The sequence below is a fragment of the Kitasatospora kazusensis genome, from assembly GCF_039529945.1.
In the GTDB taxonomy this organism is placed as follows: Bacteria; Actinomycetota; Actinomycetes; order Streptomycetales; family Streptomycetaceae; genus Kitasatospora; species Kitasatospora kazusensis.
Genome location: NZ_BAAANT010000016.1, coordinates 21671 through 39795, shown reverse-complemented (window position 1 = coordinate 39795; position 18125 = coordinate 21671). Strand labels below are relative to the sequence as shown.

Here is an 18125-nt window from a genome sequence, read left to right as displayed (position 1 = left end):
CTCCGCCGCCCGTTTCGTCCCGCCGCCCGCTCCGGGCTCAGCCGGGCAGTACCGACTTCAGCACCTCCGGGGTCCGGGCCACCACGGCGTGCCCGTCGTCGGCCGTGATGATCGGGCGCTGGATCAGGATCGGGTGCTCGGCCAGCGCGGCGATCCAACGCTCCCGGTCGGCCTTCGTGCGGGTCCACTTCTTCATGTCCAGGTCCTTGGCGGCCTGTTCGTCCAGCCGGGTGATGTCCCACGGCTCCAGCGCGAGCCGCTCCAGCACCTGCACCAGCTCCTCGGCGGTCGGCGGGTTCTCCAGGTAGCGGCGGACGGTGTACTCGGCGCCGACGGCGTCCAACTCGGTGAGCGCGCTTCGGCACTTCCCGCAGCGCGGGTTGATCCAGATCTCCATCCGCACAGCCTAGGAGATCGGCGGCCCCCGTGGCGGCCGTCGGGGACCACGGGGGGCCGGCCCGGCTCCCGCGCGGGTTCTGCACGGGTCGGCCCGCTGGACGGTCACCCTCGGTCAGCCTGCCGGTGAGCCGACGGGCCCGTCCAGGTGCCGGAACTGAGCGGCGTACTTGTCGACCTTGCTGACGTAGGCCCGGGTCTCCGGATACGGCGGCAGGCCCTGGTACTGGGTGACCCGGCCGGGGCCCGCGTTGTAGGCGGCGAGCATGTTGTCGGTCGCGTCGCCCGGCACCGAGGCGACCTGCCGGGCCAGCCAGCAGTCGTACTTCGCCTGGGCGGGGATCGCGTCGGCCGGGTCGAAGACGTTCTTCGCTCCGCTGCCGTCGCCGTCCACGCCCCACTCCGCCCAGGTCTCCGGGGTGAACTGGGCGATTCCCTGGGCACCGGCCGAGGAGACGGCCCCGGCTCGGAAGCGCGACTCGGCGTAGAGCTGACCGGCGATCAGCGAGGGGGAGAGCGCGGGGCAGGTCTTCGCCGCCGCGTCGATCAGCGGGATCAGCGCGGCCGGGACGGTCACCTTCTGGTGCGCCCGCACCACCAGCACCACGGTGACCACCCCGCCGCCCAGCAGTACCAACAGGGTGCTCAGCCCGATCAGCCATCGCCGTCGCGCCCGTGATCGTGTCCCGTTTCCGCTGCTCATCGCCCAAGCATCCCCGGAGCGGCGGACCGCTGCGGACGGGGGGTGGCCCGCATCGGCCCGGCCGGAATCCGGTCGGATCGGAACTCGGCGGACCCACAGGGCGTTTACCGATCGGTAACCGGCAGGAAGATGTCCCGGTGAGTCCGGGGAGGAGTGGCCATGGACGGCGCGGCGATCCTGGAACAGCTGATGACGGTGGCGGGGCGGGAGGACCCGTACCCGCTCTACGAACAGGCCCGGGCGCTCGGCGCCGTGACACCCGCCGGCGAGGCCCTGCTGATGACCGTGGGGTACCGGGAGGTCAACGAGGTGCTGCGGGACGGCACCTTCCGCGTCCCCGACGCGGAACTGCGCGGGCGGTGGGAGGAGGGCTTCGCCGACCACTCCTCGAAGGTCATGTTCAGCCGCTCGATTCTGGAGCGGAACGAGCCGGACCACAGCCGGATGCGCTCGCTGATCGCCTCGGTCTTCACCGCCCGCCGGATCGCCGCGCTGGAGCCCGCCGTGGTCGAGGCGGTGCACCGGCTGCTCGACGACATGGCCGACCAGGGCGCCGACGGCACCCCGGTCGACTTCATGGACGCCTTCGCCTACCGGCTCCCGGTCGGGGTGATCTGCGAGCTGCTCGGCGTACCGGCGGCCGACCGGCACCTCTTCCGCGCCCTCGCCTCCGACCTCACGGTCTCGTTGGAGATGATCGCCGAGGACTCCGAACTGGCCGCCGCCGACGAGGCCGCCGAGGAACTCGCCGGCTACTTCACCGCACTCGCCGCCCGTCGCCGGGCCGACCCGAGAGACGACCTGGTCAGCGCCCTGGTCCAGGTCGCCGACGCCGACCATGGCCGGCTCTCCGGCTCCGAGCTGCTCGCCAACCTGGTGCTGCTGCTGGTGGCCGGCTTCGAGACCACCACCAACCTGCTCGGCAACGGCCTGACCCTGCTGCTCGACCACCCCGAGGCGGCGGCCGGGCTCCGCGACGGCACCGTGACGCCGGCCGGCCTGAACGACGAGGTGCTGCGCTTCGACTCGCCCGTCCAGCTCACCTCGCGCATCTCGCTCGCGAACGGGCAGCGGGTCGGCGAGACGGAGGCCCCGTACGGCAGCATGGCCGTCCTGCTGATCGGCGCGGCCAACCGCGACCCGCTCCGCTACGAGCACCCCGAGCGCTTCGACCCCACCCGCCGGGACAGCCGCCCGCTCAGCTTCGGCGGCGGCTCGCACTACTGCCTCGGCGCCCAACTCGCCCGACTGGAAGGCGCGGTGGCGCTTCCCGCGCTGCTCACCCGCTTCCCGGAACTGGCCCCCGCCGGCCCACCCGTCCGCCGGGACCGCCTCGTCCTGCGCGGCTACCAGAGCCTCCCGATCACCATCCGCTGACCGTCGGACCCGGGGCCGGCCACCCGGCCCCGGCCGCCAGACCCACCGGCCGCCGAACCGTCACACCACACCGCCGAGCTGCCGCATCACCGAACCACCGAACCACCGAACCACCGAACCACCGAACCACCGAACCACGAGAGACTGTCCGAATGCCCGATCCCACGCTGATCCCTCCGATTCCCCGGCTGCTGCCGGAGACCGTCCGCTGCCGCCGCTGCGACCGCCCTCTCCGCGACCCCGAGTCGCGCATCCTCCGCCTCGGCCCCGAATGCCGGGACCCCGACCCCGCCGCTCGCGCCCTCGCCGGCGACCAGGACACCCTGCCGGGTCTGTGAGCCGTCGACCCCGTGGGAAGTGGCGCCGCGCACCCGCGAGGCCGTCCGGGGCGCCGCCGGCGGGGTCATCGCGGGTCAGGTGCTCGGTACCGCGACCGGGTGGGCCAGCACCTGGTCCAGGACGTCGGTGAGGAGCCGTGCCGGGTCCGGGGCCGGCGCCGTGACCCGCATCGCGACGATCGCGTCCGGTCGTACGAGCAGGGCCCCGTCGCGCTCACGCCCGACATCACGCTGGCGTCGCAGGCGCTCAGTGCCGTGCACGCGTACGTACTGGGTTCGGTGGCCACCCAGCAGGCCGCTCGGCGCGCCGAGCAACGCACCGGCCTGAGTGAGGAGCAGTGGCAGCGCAGCCTCGGCCCCTACATCAGCGCCGTCCTCGCCGCCGGCGAGCACCCGATGCTCGCCCGCCGCGTCCACGAGGCCGAAGAACCCGACCCCGACGCGGAGTTCGCATTCGGCCTGGCATGCGTGCTCGACGGCCTCGCGGCCCGAGCGGGCCGCTGACCGGTGATGCGTGGCGCGCCACACCCGGTGGCCGAGAGGATGAACCGGCCGGATCAATGACAGAGAGTCGTCTGACGGCATGTTAATCCTGTTGGTATGCGATCACATGGTGGCGTGAGGCGTTCAGGCAGGGTGCCGGCTCTGCTGGCCCTGGCAGCTGTGGCCCTGTCGGCCGCGGCCGGGCCGTCGGCGGCGTCTGCGGGCGGGGCGGCCGCCCCGCGCCGCGCGTCGGCGGGGAGTCGCTCCGCGACCGGTGGCCCCGCAGGGGTCGGCCCGGCCGGCGGGCAGCGGATGGTGCTGCGGTCGGCCGACATCCCCTGGCATCTCGCGGCTGCGTCCCGGTCGCTGCTGTGCGACCCGGCCCGGGTCGCGGAGACGGGCCCGGACATCACGCTCGCCTTGTTCCCTGATGTCACGGTCGAGGTGACCGGGGGTCAGGTACGACCGGGCCCGGCGGGGGCGGTCGACTGGTCGGCGCAGGTCAAGGGGGATACGGACGGGGCCGCCGACTTCCACTTCGACGCCCTGTGCACGGGCCCGGGCGGCGCGGCGGACGCGGACGCCGTCCCCGTGCGGGTGGTCGCGCAGATCTCCACCGGGGGGCACACCTACACGCTGGCCACGACCACGCCGGGCACGGCGCACGTGGCGGAGCTCAACCCGGCGGTGAGCGAGGGTGCCGGGGGCGAGCCGGACGATCCGGTGCCGCCGAAGGGCGACCCGGCGCCACCGTCCACCGCTCCAGCCGTCGCACCGGCCCCGGCAGGAACGCCCCAGGCCGACGACACTCCGGCGGACACGCGTGACGGGGCGTCGTCCGACTGCCAGGGCGCCAAGGACGTGAACAGCATCGACCTGGCCGTCTTCTACACCAAGGAGGCGGCCGACACGGCCGGTGGCGACGACCAGGCCAAGGCCCAGGCGCAGCTCGCCGTGGACCTGGTGAACCGGGGCTTCACCAACAGCAAGCTGCCGGTGCGCGCCCGCCTGGTCCACGCCGGCCCGGCCGCCGACGAGCCGGGACTCCCGACCGAGGAGGACGGCCTCGGGAAGTACTGGCAGTGGGCGTCGGACAACGGCCTGTGGAAGAAGTACGCGGCGGACGACATCGCGGTGTTCCAGAGCGTCGGGTCGGGCGTCGGCTACGTGGTCCAGGACCCGAAGCCGTCCGACGGCGAATCCATGTTCTTCAAGATGAACATCTCCTACATCTCGAACCTGACGTTCGGGCACGAGCTGGGCCACAATCTCGGCCTGAAGCACGACTGGGTGACCGACCCGGCCCCGGGGAATTACCCCTACGCCCACGGCTGGTTCCCGCCGAGCAAGAAGTGGCGCACCATCATGGCGTACCCCCAGGGCTGCGACTACTGCGGGCGGATCAACTACTACTCCAACGCCGAAGCGACCTACGAGGGCGAGCCGATGGGCGCGCCGGATTCCGCTCCCGAGCCCGCCGACGCGGTGCGGATGATCCGCAAGAACGCGCCGGTGATGGCCGCGATGCAGCCGGAGAAGACCCCGGCCGTGTACTGCCGCCTGACGGTGAAGCCCACCCCGAACACCGGCGGCAGCACGACGGTGGACATCCCCGGCCCGTACACCAGGGGCACCCTGGTCCACGCCACCGCCACCGCGAAGCCGAACTACCGGCTGATCGGCTGGTCCCTCAACGGCAGTCCACTGGACTCGGCGGGCACCGACGCCTCGGTGAGCGTTCCGGTCGACGTCGACTCCACCCTGGAGGCCCGCTACGCGCAGCTCGACTGCGCGCTGACCCTGCGGGCAGAGCCGTCCGAAGGCGGGACGGTGACGGCGGACCGCCCGGCGCCGTACGAGTGCGGCTCCACGGTGACCTTGACGGCCACCGCCGCATCCGGCTGGCAGTTCGCCGACTGGAACAGCGAGGACGGCCCGCAGACGCGCAGGGATGCTCCAGCGCCGGTGCGTCAGTTCACGCTCGACCAGGACACGGTGGTGACCGCGACCTTCGCGCAGGCAGCCGTGGTCCCGCCCGCGCCGCCCGCGCCGCCCACACCTCCCACCCCGAACCCCGACCCGTCGGGGCTGAACCCGCCGCTTCCCCCCAAGCCGGTGCCCCCGAGCCCGAAGCCTGAGCTGGCCACCACCGGTACGTCCGTCCCGCTCGTCGAGACCTCGCTGCTCGCGGGCTTGGCTGTGACGGCCGGCGGCGTGCTCCTGGCCCGGCTGCGACGCAAGGACCGTGGCGACGCTCCCACGGCCAGGGAAGACGGGTAGGTGGCTTCGGGGCGCCGGGTCGGTGATTGATCGCCGTCCCGGCGTCAGCCGTTCTCACCTGACGGGAGAGCCGCTCCGCTCTGCCGACCAGGATCGTCGGGCGCAGGGTCCAGAGCTCTTGTCCGCTTGCTCCGGCCCGGCCGTGGGGATTCCTCCGGCACTGACACCGCCTACCAGGTGATCGACCTGGACACCGCTGGTGACGGCCGATCGCGCCGTCCGGAAGAGGCTCCACGCGCCGGCCGGAGCCTCCAGGACACAACTGCTCGCTGCCCGGGCCCTCGTCGCCCGGGCGGGTCCCTTCAGTCGCCGGTCTTCACCGCCGGTCCGGTGCGCTTGCGTCCCCACCTGCGCCAGGCCAGGAATCCGGCACAGGCGCTGAGCAGGGCGGCTGCCGTGCCGCCCCACAGCAGTCCGTGCCCGTGGTCGGGGCTCTTCCAGGCCGCGAGGTCGGATCCGCAGGTCAGCGCGGCGCCGGCCTCGGGCCGGACGCACGCCGTCGTGGTGAACTGGCCGCCGTCCGGCTTCGCGGCCCGGCTGGGTTGGACGACGTGGACGACCTGCGCGTGCTCGACCTGCTGCTTGCTGCCGACCTCGACGGTGAGGGTGCGTTGGAGCACGGAGTGCGGGGCAAGGTGCGCGGTCCACTCCACCCCGCCGTTCGCGGCGACACCGTTCTCGTCGATGGCGAGCGCCCGCATGCCGCTCGGCATCAGCTGGGTGAGCGAAGCCGCCGGGTAGTCGGTCCCGGAGCGGTTGTCGACCTCGATCCGGTAGGTGACCCGGTCGCCTTCGGCCACGGTGGCGGTGTCGCGGTGGACGGTGACGGCGAGTGGGGCGGTGGCCGGAGCGGGCGGGTTGGTGTGGTCGGTGGCCGCCGCGCTGTTCGGCAGGCTCAACGCGAGTACGAGGATCGCCGGCGCCAGGGGCATGGCTTTGTCCTAACGGATGGTCATGGGCGCACGGGAGTGCGCTGATCGGGTTGACCTGAGAGCTGTTTATAGCTTTTGTGCGTGACGTCATCGCTTACGACCTATACACCCATTTATAGCCGCCTGGGCTGATTTGTTCCGGTAACTGCTTCGATGGGAACGCAATGGTCAGCGGGATGAGACGGCTGTTCGCGGCCACACTGGCCTGGGCGACGGTCCTGGGCCTGCCGTCGGTCGCGATCCCGGCCGGAGCCGACTCCGGGGCGTCGCAGCCGCGAGCCGCAGCGGGGGCGTGCACCGCACAGACCTCGGGTTACAACCAGTGCCAGGTGTTCCGCGCCAGTTCCTCCGCCCAGACGTTCACGCCGCCGGCCGGGGCGACCTCGGTGCGTTTCCACCTGTGGGGCGGTGGCGGCGGCAACTCGGACGACACCAAGGGCGCCGGTAACGGTGGTGGCGGCGGCTACACCGTCGGGAACATCGCGGCGCCGCTGGCGGCGTCCTACTCGATCAACGTGGCCTCGGCGGCGTCCACCAGCTCCGGAGCGGGCACCGGTGGCGGTGCGGCCTGGGTGAAGGACAAGGACGGCACCGTGCTGCTGGTCGCCGGTGGTGGCGGCGGCGGTGGCCGGGGGGCCTCGGGGGGTGCCGGCGGGGCCGGAGGTGGTGCGGACGGCACGAACGGCGCCGATGCCGGAGGAACCGGTGCGGACGCCAAGGGTGGCAGCGGTGCGACCGGTAAGACCGGTGGCGCCGCAGGGGCGATCGGCGGCACCCGTGCGGGTAAGGCGGGCGCTGACGGACCGATCGGGGCCGGTGGCGCCGGAGGTGCGGCAGCGAGCAGCTCCGCCAACGGCGGCGGTGCCGGCGGTGCCGGCTACGCCGGTGGGGCGGGCGGTGACGCCGGTGCGGTGGTCCTCACCGTGACCCAGAGCGCGGCCGGTGGCGGTGGCGGCAGCGGCTATGTGAACACCGACAAGGTACCGAAGGGCACCACCACCGCCGGCTCGGGCAAGACGGCCGGTGGCACGGACGACCCGTTCTACGACAAGGACACGTACGGTGCCCCGAAGACCGCCGGAGCGGTCGTGGTCGAGTGGCAGATCCCAGCCGTGAAGATCACGTCGCCGACGGACGGCGAGACCATCGGGACCACCACCGAGTTCACCGGCACCGGCATGCCGGGGGCCACGGTGACGCTCACCCGCGGCTCGACGAGCGTCGGCTCGGCGACCGTCGCGACTGACGGGACCTGGTCGATCATCGCCAGCGGTCAGACCACGGGCACCAGCAAGGTGACCTACACCGCGACCCAGACGGCGACCGGGGCACAGGCCCTCACCGACAGCGTTGGGCTCATCGTGTCCAGCAGCGGCACCATCACGGGCAAGCCGGTGACCTCGATCCAGACGACGACGACCGGCAGGTGTTATGCGTACTACAACGACACGAAGCAGTTCTTCAGCGACAGCTGCGGTACCGGCCTCAGTGTGGGGGGCAAAACCTACGGTGGCGCGGACTACGTGTCGAGCGGCTCGTCCTACCGGACCCAGGCCGTCAACCAGACGCCGACCACCGGCAAGGGCACCTCGGCCGACCCCTACACGATGACGACGGAGTTCACAGCCGCCACGGTGATGAGCCTGTCCCAGACGGAGACCTACGTCGATGGCGAGAACGGGTTCCGGATCGACATCACGGTCACGAACAACGACACCAAGAAGCAGACCGGCAATCTGTACCGGGCCGGCGACTGCTACCTACAGGGCAGTGACAGCAGTTACGGCCTGGTGCTGCCGGCAGCTCCGGGGCTGGGCAGCGGCATCGCGTGCGTGAAGAACAAGGACGGCACCGGCCAGTCGATGATGTTCGTGCCGCTGACTGCCGGCAGCAAGTATTCGGAGGGGAAATACGGCGATGTCAGGGACGAGGTCCAGAGCGGCAAGGCGCTGTCGAACACCTGTGATTGCGCGAACAACGTCGACAGCGGCATGGCTATTTCGTGGCCGTATGAGCTGGCGGCGGGTGCGTCCAAGACCTTCAGCTTCTACACCTACTTCCGCCCGTCGGACGTGAAGCAGATGACGTCGGAGAAGACGGTGTCGCCGAGCAAGGTGAAGCCGGGCGACACCGTCACCTACACGGTGAAGTTCACCAACCCGAACGACTATCCGGTGACCACCTTCGGCTTCACGGACACGCTGGACAGCCGGCTGGACTACGTTGCCGGCTCCAGCAAGGGGACGGACCTGGAGGAACCGACCGTCACCGGCTCCCAGGTGGGCTGGGCCGGCGCGTTCACGGTAGCTAAAAAAGCGTCGTACTCGTTCACCTTCCAGGCGAAAGTGAAGAGCACGGCGACGATCGGCACGGCCACCAACGACTTCTCCGGGGACGGTCTCACCACCTTGTCGAAGGTGGCGCCGGTGGCGATCGCACCGCAGGCGGATCTGACCGTGACCAAGACCGTGGACAAGCCGTCGGTGCTGATCGGCAGTCAGATGGTGTTCACCGTCACCGTGAAGAACGACGGCCCGAACGCGGCGGTCAACGTCGTGCTCACCGACCAGCTGCCGAGCGGTCTCACCTACGTGTCGGACGACTCGGGGAAGAAGTACGACACGGCCACCGGCAAGTGGACGGTCGGCGGGCTGGCCAAGGACGCGACCGCGACCTTGAAGATCACGGCGAAGGCCGCCAAGGAGGGTGAGTTCCTCAACGCCGTGACGGCGCTGACCTCGGACACGTTCGACAGCAACACGCTGTGTACGGATGCTTCGAAGCCGGCTACTTGCCCGAACGCCAAGGTCTCGGTCAATTCCAGCGACTTGGCGATGAGCGCGGCCACCGCACCTAACCCGGTGACGCCCGGTGGCACCTCCACGGCGACCCTGACGGTCACCAACAAGGGCCCGCTGGCGACGGCCTCCGCGGCGACCGTGACGTTCACCCTGCCGCAGCACACCACGCTCGGTTCGCCGCTCCCGTCCGGCTGCACCAAGGCCGACGACGGCAAGTCGGTCACCTGCACCATCGCCGCCGGCCTGGCCAAGGACGCCACGAGCACCTTCGCGATCCCGCTTGTCGTCGCCTCGGACGCCCCGCTCGCGACCGCGCTGTCGGGCGGATCGGCGGTGGTGGCCTCCCCGGACGATCCGGACACCACGAACAACACGGCGTCGGTGGCGCTGTCCACCACGGCCAAGGCGTCCAACGACCTGTCGATGGCGGTGTCGGCCCCGACCGACGCCCAGCCCCCGGGCACCGTGGCAACGGTCACGGCGACGGTCAAGAACCTCGGCCCGTCGGACACCACCTCCGCCTCGACCGTGACGGTCACCATGCCGGCCAACACCAAGGCCGCCGCGACGCAGCCGACCGGCTGCACGGCCGCGACCGACCGCAAGACGGTGACCTGCACCATCGCGGCCGGTCTGAAGGCAGGCACCTCGACCTCGTTCGCCGTCGCCGTGGCGATCGACCAGGACGCGCCGCTGGACACCACCCTGTCGGGCGGCAAGGCTGCCGTGGCGAATACCGAGGACGGCGTCGCCACGAACAACTCGGCGGACTTCACGCTGAAGACCACGGCGAAGGCGACGGCCGACCTGGCGATCACGAAGGCGCCGGTGGGGTCGAAGGCGGTGGCTCCGGGCGAGACCTTCGAGTACCAGCTGACGGTGACGAACAAGGGGCCGTCGCAGGCGGTGAACACGACGATCGTCGACACGCTCCAGACCCCGCTGACTTTCGTGTCCTCCGATTCCGGGTGCACGGCTTCGGGTCAGAAGGTCACCTGTGCGCTGAGTGCGGCGTTGAGTGCCGGTGCGTCGAAGGTCGTCAAGATCACCGTGCGGCTCGACTCTGCCTACAGTGGTGACGGTACGGACATCAAGAACCAGGCGTCGGTGTCCTCGGACGCGACAGACCCGGATCTGACGAACAACACCTCGGATGCTTCGACCGGTCACCTGCCCGGCCCTGGCCCGGATCCGGGGCCGTACCCGCCGGCCAAGCCGAGCGCCGATCTGGCGATCACGAAGAAGCCGGTCGGCACTACTTCGGTGGCTGCGGGTGAGTCCTTCGAGTACCAGTTGACGGTGACGAACAAGGGGCCGTCGGAGGCGGCGAAGGTGGTGGTGACGGATGTGCTGCAGAAGGAGTTGACGTTCGTCTCGGGCGACACCGGTTGTGCGGCGTCCGGGCAGACGGTGACGTGCAGCGGTCCGGCGACGCTGGCTCCCGCCGGGACCAAGGTCTACACGATCAAGGTGATGTTGGACCCTGCTTACGCGGGTGATGGTAAGGACATCAAGAATCAGGCGTCGGTGAAGTCGGATACGGCGGATCCGGACCAGTCGAACAACACGTCGGATGCTTCGACGGGTGGTCTGCCGGGTCCTGGTCCCGGTCCGAATCCTCCGGTGTCGGCGAAGGCGGACCTGGCGATCACGAAGAAGCCGGTCGGTACCACGTCGGTGGCTGCGGGTGAGGCGTTCGAGTATCAGCTGACGGTGACGAACAAGGGTCCGTCCCAGGCGGCGAACGTGGTCGTCACCGACACGCTGCAGAAGGAATTGCTGTTCGTTTCGGGTGACACTGGCTGTGCGGTCAAGGGCCAGGTGGTGACGTGCACTGGTCCGGCGACGCTGGCCCCTGCGGGGAGCAAGGTCTACACGGTCAAGGTCCAGTTGGATCCCGCCTACAGCGGTGACGGTAAGGACATCAAGAATCAGGCGTCGGTGAAGTCGGACACGGCTGACCCGGACCAGTCGAACAACACGTCCGACGCTTCGACGGGTGGCCTGCCCGGGCCTGGTCCCGGCCCGAACCCTCCGGTGTCGGCGAGTGCTGATCTGGCGATCACGAAGAAGCCGGTCGGGTCGACGTCGGTGGCTGCGGGTGAGGTGTTCGAGTATCAGCTGACGGTGACGAACAGGGGTCCGTCGGAGGCGGCGAACGTGGTCGTGACGGATGTGCTGCAGAAGGAGTTGACGTTCGTCTCCTCCGTGGACGGTTGTGCGGCGTCCGGGCAGACGGTGACGTGCAGTGGTCCGGCGACGTTGGCTCCTTCGGGGACCAAGGTCTACACGGTCAAGGTGATGCTGGACCCCGCCTACAGCGGTGACGGTAAGGACATCAAGAATCAGGCGTCGGTGAAGTCGGACACGGCTGACCCGGACCAGTCGAACAACACGTCCGACGCGTCGACCGGTGGTCTGCCGGGTCCTGGTCCCGGGCCGAATCCTCCGGTGTCGGCGAGTGCTGATCTGGCGATCACGAAGAAGCCGGTCGGGTCGACGTCGGTGGCTGCGGGTGAGGTGTTCGAGTATCAGCTGACGGTGACGAACAAGGGTCCGTCGCAGGCGGCGAATGTCGTTGTGACGGATGTGCTGCAGAAGGAGTTGACGTTCGTCTCCTCTGCGGACGGTTGTGCGGCGTCCGGGCAGACGGTGACGTGCACCGGTCCGGCGACGCTGGCTCCTGCCGGGAGCAAGGTCTACACGATCAAGGTCCAGTTGGATCCCGCCTACAGCGGTGACGGTAAGGACATCAAGAATCAGGCGTCGGTGAAGTCGGACACGGCTGACCCGGACCAGTCGAACAACACGTCGGACGCGTCGACCGGTGGTCTGCCGGGTCCTGGTCCCGGGCCGAATCCTCCGGTGTCGGCGAAGGCGGACCTGGCGATCACGAAGAAGCCGGTCGGCACGACGTCGGTGGCTGCGGGTGAGGTGTTCGAGTATCAGCTGACGGTGACGAACAAGGGTCCGTCGCAGTCGGCGAACGTGGTCGTGACGGATGTGCTGCAGAAGGAGTTGACGTTCGTCTCCTCTGCGGACGGTTGTGCGGCGTCCGGGCAGACGATCACGTGTACCGGCCCGGCGACGCTCGCTCCCGCCGGGACCAAGGTCTACACGGTCAAGGTGATGCTGGACCCCGCCTACAGCGGTGACGGTACGGACATCAAGAACCAGGCGTCGGTGAAGTCCGACACGCCTGACCCGGACCAGTCGAACAACACCTCGGACGCATCCACCGGCGGTCTGCCCGGGCCTGGTCCCGGGCCGAATCCGCCGGCCAAGCCGAGCGCTGACTTGGCGATTACCAAGGCGCCGGTGGGGTCGAAGGCGGTGGCTGCGGGTGAGACGTTCGAGTATGAGCTGACGGTGACGAACAAGGGCCCGTCCCAGGCAGCGAACCCGGCGATCGTCGACTCTCTCCAGAGCCCGCTGACGTTCGTGTCGTCCGATTCCGGGTGCACGGCTTCGGGCCAGAAAATCACGTGCGCGCTGGGTACTTCGTTGAGCGCGGGTGCGTCGAAGGTCGTCAAGATCACGGTGAAGCTCGATCCCGCGTACAGCGGTGACGGTACGGACATCAGCAACCAGGCATCGGTGAAGTCCGACACGGCGGATCCGGATCTGTCGAACAACACGTCGGACGCCTCGACCGGTCACCTGCCCGGCCCCGGCCCGGGCCCGAACCCGCCGGCCAAGCAGAGCGCTGACCTGGCGATCACGAAGAAGCCGGTCGGGTCGACGTCGGTGGCTGCGGGTGAGGCGTTCGAGTATGAGCTGACGGTGACGAACAAGGGGCCGTCGCAGGCGGCGAACGTGGTCGTGACCGATACCCTGCAGAAGGAGTTGACGTTCGTTTCGGGTGACACCGGCTGCGCTGCGGCCGGGCAGACGGTGACGTGCACTGGTCCGTCGGCACTGGCTCCCTCCGCGAGCAAGGTCTACACGATCAAGGTGCAGTTGGATCCCGCCTACAGCGGTGACGGCACGGACATCAAGAACCAGGCGTCGGTGAAGTCGGACACGGCTGACCCGGACCAGTCGAACAACACGTCGGACGCGTCGACCGGTGGTCTGCCGGGTCCTGGTCCCGGGCCGAATCCTCCGGTGTCGGCGAAGGCGGACCTGGCGATCACGAAGAAGCCGGTCGGTACCACGCCGGTCGCTGCGGGTGAGGCGTTCGAGTACCAGCTGACGGTGACGAACAAGGGTCCGTCCCAGGCGGCGAATGTCGTTGTGACGGATGTGCTGCAGAAGGAGTTGACGTTCGTCTCCTCTGCGGACGGTTGTGCGGCGTCCGGGCAGACGATCACGTGTACCGGCCCGGCGACGCTCGCTCCTGCCGCGACCAAGGTCTACACGGTCAAGGTGCAGTTGGATCCCGCGTACAGCGGTGACGGTACGGACATCAAGAACCAGGCGTCGGTGAAGTCCGACACCCCTGACCCGGACCAGTCGAACAACACGTCCGACGCGTCGACTGGCGGTCTGCCCGGGCCCGGTCCCGGTCCGAACCCTCCGGTGTCGGCGAAGGCGGACCTGGCGATCACGAAGAAGCCGGTCGGTACCACGCCGGTGGCTCCGGGCGAGTCCTTCGAGTACCAACTGACGGTGACGAACAAGGGCCCGTCCCAGGCGGCGAACGTGGTCGTCACCGACACCCTGCAGAAGGAGCTGTCGTTCGTCTCGGGCGACACCGGCTGTGCAGCCAACGGCCAGACGGTGACGTGCACCGGTCCGGCGACGCTGGCCCCGGCCGCGAGCAAGGTCTACACGGTCAAGGTGCAGTTGGATCCCGCGTACAGCGGTGACGGTACGGACATCAAGAACCAGGCGTCGGTGAAGTCCGACACCGCCGACCCGGACCAGTCGAACAACACCTCGGACGCGTCGACCGGCGGTCTGCCCGGGCCCGGCCCCGGTCCGAACCCTCCGGTGTCGGCGAAGGCGGACCTGGCGATCACCAAGAAGCCCGTCGGCACCACGCCGGTCGCTCCGGGTGAGACCTTCGAATACAGCATCACGGTGACGAACAAGGGTCCGTCGCAGGCGGCGAACGTGGTCGTCACCGACACCCTGCCGGCTCACCTGAGCTTCGTCTCCGCCTCGGACGGCTGCACGGCCTCCGGCCAGGCCGTCACCTGCCCGGCCCTGGCGACGCTGGCTGCGAAGGCCGCCCACTCGTACACGATCAAGGTCCAGTTGGATCCCGCCTACAGCGGTGACGGCACGGACATCAAGAACCAGGCGTCGGTGAAGTCCGACACCGCCGACCCGGACCAGTCGAACAACACCTCGGACGCGTCGACCGGCGGTCTGCCCGGGCCCGGCCCCGGCCCGACCCCGCCGGCGCCGCCGAAGGCGGACCTGGCGATCACCAAGAAGCCGGTCGGCACCACGCCGGTCGCACCTGGCGGCGAGTTCGAGTACGAGATCGTGGTGACGAACAACGGCCCGTCGCCGGCGAAGAACGTCAAGGTCGCGGACAAGCTGCCCGAGGCGCTGACGTTCGTGTCCGGGGCTGACTGCGCGTCGGCGGACGCCAAGGCGGTCTCCTGCGGGCCGATCGCCACGCTGGCGGTGAAGGGCACGCAGACGTACCGGATCAAGGTCATGCTGGATCCGCACTACGCCAAGGACGGTTCGGACATCGCCAACCAGGCGTCGGTGAAGTCCGACACCGCCGACCCGGACCAGTCGAACAACACCTCGGACGCCACGACCGGCCACCTGCCGGGCCCGGGCCCGGGCCCGAACCCGCCGGCCAAGCCGAGCGCCGATCTGGCGATCACGAAGAAGGCCGAGGGGACTGCTGCGGTCGCGCCCGGCGAGACGTTCACCTACGTCTTGACGGTGACGAACAACGGCCCGTCGCCCGCGAAGAACGTCAAGGTGGCGGACAAGCTGCCGGTGAACCTGGCGTTCGTCTCCTCCCCGGACGGTTGCGCCGCCACCGGACAGGACGTGGCCTGCGGCCCGGCCGGCGAGATGGCGGCGAACACGGCCAAGGTCTTCAAGATCGTCGTCCGGCTCGACGCCGCCTACACCGGTGACGGTACGGACATCGCCAACCGCGCGTCGGTGTCCTCGGACACGGCCGACCCGGACCAGTCGAACAACACCTCGGACGCCACGACCGGCCACCTGCCGGGTCCGGGCCCGGAACCGGGGCCGTACCCGCCGAAGCCGGCGTCCGCAGACCTGGCGATCACCAAGAAGCCCGTCGGCACCGCCCCGGTCCGGCCGGGAACCGACTTCGACTACCTCGTCACCGTGACGAACAACGGCCCGTCGCAGGCGGTGAACGTGGTGGTGACCGACGTACTGCCGGCGCAGCTCTCGTTCGTCGCGTCGTCGAGCGGCTGTACGTCGTCGGGCACCCCGAACTCGGGCTCGGAGAGCGTGACGTGCCCGACGGTGGCGACCCTCGCGGCGAAGGCCACCAAGACGTTCACCATCACGGTCAAGCTCGCCGAGGGCTATGCCGGAGACGGGAAGGACATCAGGAACCAGGCGTCGGTGAAGTCCGACACGCCTGACCCGGACCAGTCGAACAACACCTCGGACGCGTCGGCCGGCGGTCTGCCCGGTCCCGGTCCCGGCCCGAACCCGCCGGCCAAGCCCAATGCCGACCTGGCGATCACCAAGACGGGCGTGGACACCGGGGTGAAGGTCCCGCCGGGCGGTACGTTCGGCTATGACCTCAAGGTGACCAACAAGGGCCCGTCGACGGCGAAGAACACCGTCATCGCCGACGTGCTGCCCAGCCAGCTGGCCTTCGTGTCGGCGGACCCGAACAGCTGCACCGCGTCGGGGACGCCCTACTCGGGCCGGGAGAAGATCACCTGCCCGCTGGGAGACCTCGCGAACGGCGAAGTGCGGGAGGTGAAGGTCACCGTCCGGCTCGCCGCGTCGTTCCGGCCGCAGAGCTCCGACCAGGCTCCGGAGATCACGAACACCGCGACGGTGTCCTCCGACGCCGCCGACCCGAACACCTCCGACAACTCGGCGACCGCTTCCGGCGTCCCGGGTGGCGTCGACGAGCCGGCTACGGACCTGGCGGTGAGCAAGCAGTTCGACCCGGCGACACCGGGGCCGGTCTCGCCGGGTGAGACCTACAGTTACCTGATCACGATCACCAACCTGGGGCCGTCCGAGGCCGCGCGGTTCTACCGGGTGGTGGACACCCTGCCCCCGGCGCTGACGCTGGTCGGCTACACCAACGCCGACACCGGGCAGCAACTGGGCTGCGAGATCCAGGGGCTGAGCCGGGTCTGCCCGGTGGGCGACCTGCTCGCGGTCGGCCGCAAGGTGGTGACGCGGATGACCGTCCGCCTGTCCCCGGACTACGCCGGTGACGGCTCGGACATCCTCAACACGGCCACGGTCAGCGCCCGCAACGCCGACCCGGACCAGACGAACAACACCGACGCGGTGACCGGCCTGCCGAACCCGGACTGCAAGGACCCGAAGGCGGCGACGCCGGGCCCCGAGTGCCCGGGCAAGCCCGGAAAGCCGAAGAGCACACTGGTCGTTGGCCACTACCACGACCGTAAGTACCCCGGGGAGATCCGGAACCAGGACTTCCAGGTCTACAACCTCGGCCCGTCCACCACCAGGGAGCCGGCCACGCTGACCATCGGCCTGCCGCAGTTCCACCTCGCACCGAAGGAGCCGCTGCCGCCGGAGTGCGTGGAGGAGCTGAAGGACACCCGGCTCGCCTGCACCATCCCGGCCGGCCTCAAGCCGAGCGGCCCCCGTAGCCGGTCGATGACCGACAACAACCGGACCTACACGACCGGTGAACTGCGCTTCCGGGTGGACCCGTTGGCGGTCGGCGGCACCACCGTGACCGGCCCCCTGACGGTCGCGTACGCCGGTCCGGACGGTCCGGCGCAGGCCACCGGGGCCTGGAGCACCGAGATCCCGGGCGCCGAGGCCGGGCTGGTGGTCACCAAGACGGCGGTCCCGTCGGCGAACGGTCAGCCGGTGACGGTGTCGAACCCCTTCGACTACGTGATCACGGTGGCCAACCAGGGCCCGAGCGCCGCACGGAAGGTTTTCGTCACCGACCCGCTGCCCACGGCCCTGGTGTTCGCCGGATCCTCCACCGGCTGCCTCGCCTCCGGACAGTCGGTCACCTGCCCGGTCCACGATCCGCTGCTGTCAGGCGGGACGATCACCGAGCGGATCTCGGTGAAGCTGTCTCCGTCCTACAGCGGGGACGGGTCGGACATCTTCAACACCGCCACGGTGCACTCGGACACCCCGAACCGGCTGCCCGACCACAACTCCGCAGGCACCGGCGGTCTGAACGGGATCAAGGTCCTGGTCGAGGGAACGCTGCCGAAGACCGGCGTGGAGCAGCTGGCGGTCGTGCTCGGCTGGGCGGCGGCACTGACGGCCCTGGGCGCCACGGCGCTCGCAGCCGCCAGGCGCCGGCGTCGCGGGCGGGGGCGGATCGGCTAAACCGGCCCGCCACTCCACGACTGCCAGGACAACGCGGGCGGAGTCCAGAGCTGGACTCCGCCCGCTGCCGTGTTCCGTCGCGGTCACCGATCAATCGCCGGCGCGCGGCCTCGACGGTCGTACCAAGCGGTCGCGCAGATCTCCTTCAAGAGCTTGGCCAGTTCGTCCGGAGGGCGTCCGCTCGGCAGGGTCAAAGCCAACCCGGCTTTTCTGCGGCGTCCATATTGATTGCTCGTGTGACCCGGCGTGCCAGCGCGCAGCTGTTTGGCGGGGTGCGCGGCCTGCCACTGGTGCCAATGAATGTAGACAACCAGGTAGTGCTGACCTGGGATGTTTCCAAGGAGTG

At 69.8% G+C, this 18125-nt stretch carries 8 protein-coding genes; 5 read left to right on the top strand and 3 right to left on the bottom strand.

Going from position 1 to position 18125, the window contains the following annotated elements:
* Positions 1–37: 37 nt before the first annotated feature.
* Positions 38–397 carry an ArsC/Spx/MgsR family protein gene (locus ABD330_RS15930; protein WP_344465374.1) on the bottom strand — a complete coding sequence of 120 codons (360 nt, stop codon included), beginning with the start codon at positions 395–397 and terminating at the stop codon, positions 38–40.
* 114 nt (positions 398–511) lie between these two features.
* Positions 512–1099, bottom strand: a complete 588-nt coding sequence (locus ABD330_RS32485; protein ID WP_425555545.1) for a lytic transglycosylase domain-containing protein — start codon at positions 1097–1099, stop codon at positions 512–514.
* 159 nt (positions 1100–1258) lie between these two features.
* Here ABD330_RS32485 and ABD330_RS15920 point away from each other — a divergent pair, with 159 nt between their 5' ends.
* The 4 genes from ABD330_RS15920 to ABD330_RS15905 all read left to right on the top strand — a co-directional run bounded on the left by ABD330_RS15920 (position 1259) and on the right by ABD330_RS15905 (position 5577).
* Positions 1259–2476 carry a cytochrome P450 gene (locus ABD330_RS15920; RefSeq protein ID WP_344465371.1) on the top strand — a complete coding sequence of 406 codons (1218 nt, stop codon included), beginning with the start codon at positions 1259–1261 and terminating at the stop codon, positions 2474–2476.
* A 152-nt stretch (positions 2477–2628) separates the two neighbouring features.
* Complete coding sequence (locus ABD330_RS15915; protein WP_344465369.1) at positions 2629–2814, top strand: DUF6011 domain-containing protein; 186 nt, start codon at positions 2629–2631, stop codon at positions 2812–2814.
* A gap of 99 nt (positions 2815–2913) precedes the next feature.
* Entirely contained in the window at positions 2914–3318 is a 405-nt protein-coding gene (locus tag ABD330_RS15910) for a TetR/AcrR family transcriptional regulator C-terminal domain-containing protein (protein WP_344465367.1), read from the top strand.
* Between the two features lie 132 nt (positions 3319–3450).
* The gene (locus ABD330_RS15905) at positions 3451–5577 is read left to right on the top strand and encodes an InlB B-repeat-containing protein (RefSeq protein ID WP_344465365.1); all 2127 of its coding nucleotides are present in this window, start codon (positions 3451–3453) and stop codon (positions 5575–5577) included.
* A 302-nt stretch (positions 5578–5879) separates the two neighbouring features.
* Here ABD330_RS15905 and ABD330_RS15900 read toward each other — a convergent pair whose 3' ends face one another.
* Positions 5880–6509 (bottom strand): hypothetical protein, encoded by a 630-nt coding sequence (locus ABD330_RS15900; protein ID WP_344465363.1) that lies wholly within the window; start codon positions 6507–6509, stop codon positions 5880–5882.
* 176 nt (positions 6510–6685) lie between these two features.
* Here ABD330_RS15900 and ABD330_RS15895 point away from each other — a divergent pair, with 176 nt between their 5' ends.
* On the top strand, positions 6686–17779 hold the full coding sequence (locus ABD330_RS15895) for an isopeptide-forming domain-containing fimbrial protein (protein WP_344465361.1): 11094 nt from the start codon (positions 6686–6688) through the stop codon (positions 17777–17779).
* Positions 17780–18125: the final 346 nt, after the last annotated feature.

Excerpts from the sequence above, each read along its gene's own strand:
- ABD330_RS32485 (WP_425555545.1), bottom strand. The coding sequence starts at position 1,099 with ATGAGCAGCGGAAACGGGACACGATCACGGGCGCGACGGCGATGGCTG.
- ABD330_RS15915 (WP_344465369.1), top strand. The coding sequence starts at position 2,629 with ATGCCCGATCCCACGCTGATCCCTCCGATTCCCCGGCTGCTGCCGGAG.
- ABD330_RS15930 (WP_344465374.1), bottom strand. The coding sequence starts at position 397 with ATGGAGATCTGGATCAACCCGCGCTGCGGGAAGTGCCGAAGCGCGCTC.
- ABD330_RS15895 (WP_344465361.1), top strand. The coding sequence starts at position 6,686 with ATGAGACGGCTGTTCGCGGCCACACTGGCCTGGGCGACGGTCCTGGGC.
- ABD330_RS15900 (WP_344465363.1), bottom strand. The coding sequence starts at position 6,509 with ATGCCCCTGGCGCCGGCGATCCTCGTACTCGCGTTGAGCCTGCCGAAC.
- ABD330_RS15920 (WP_344465371.1), top strand. The coding sequence starts at position 1,259 with ATGGACGGCGCGGCGATCCTGGAACAGCTGATGACGGTGGCGGGGCGG.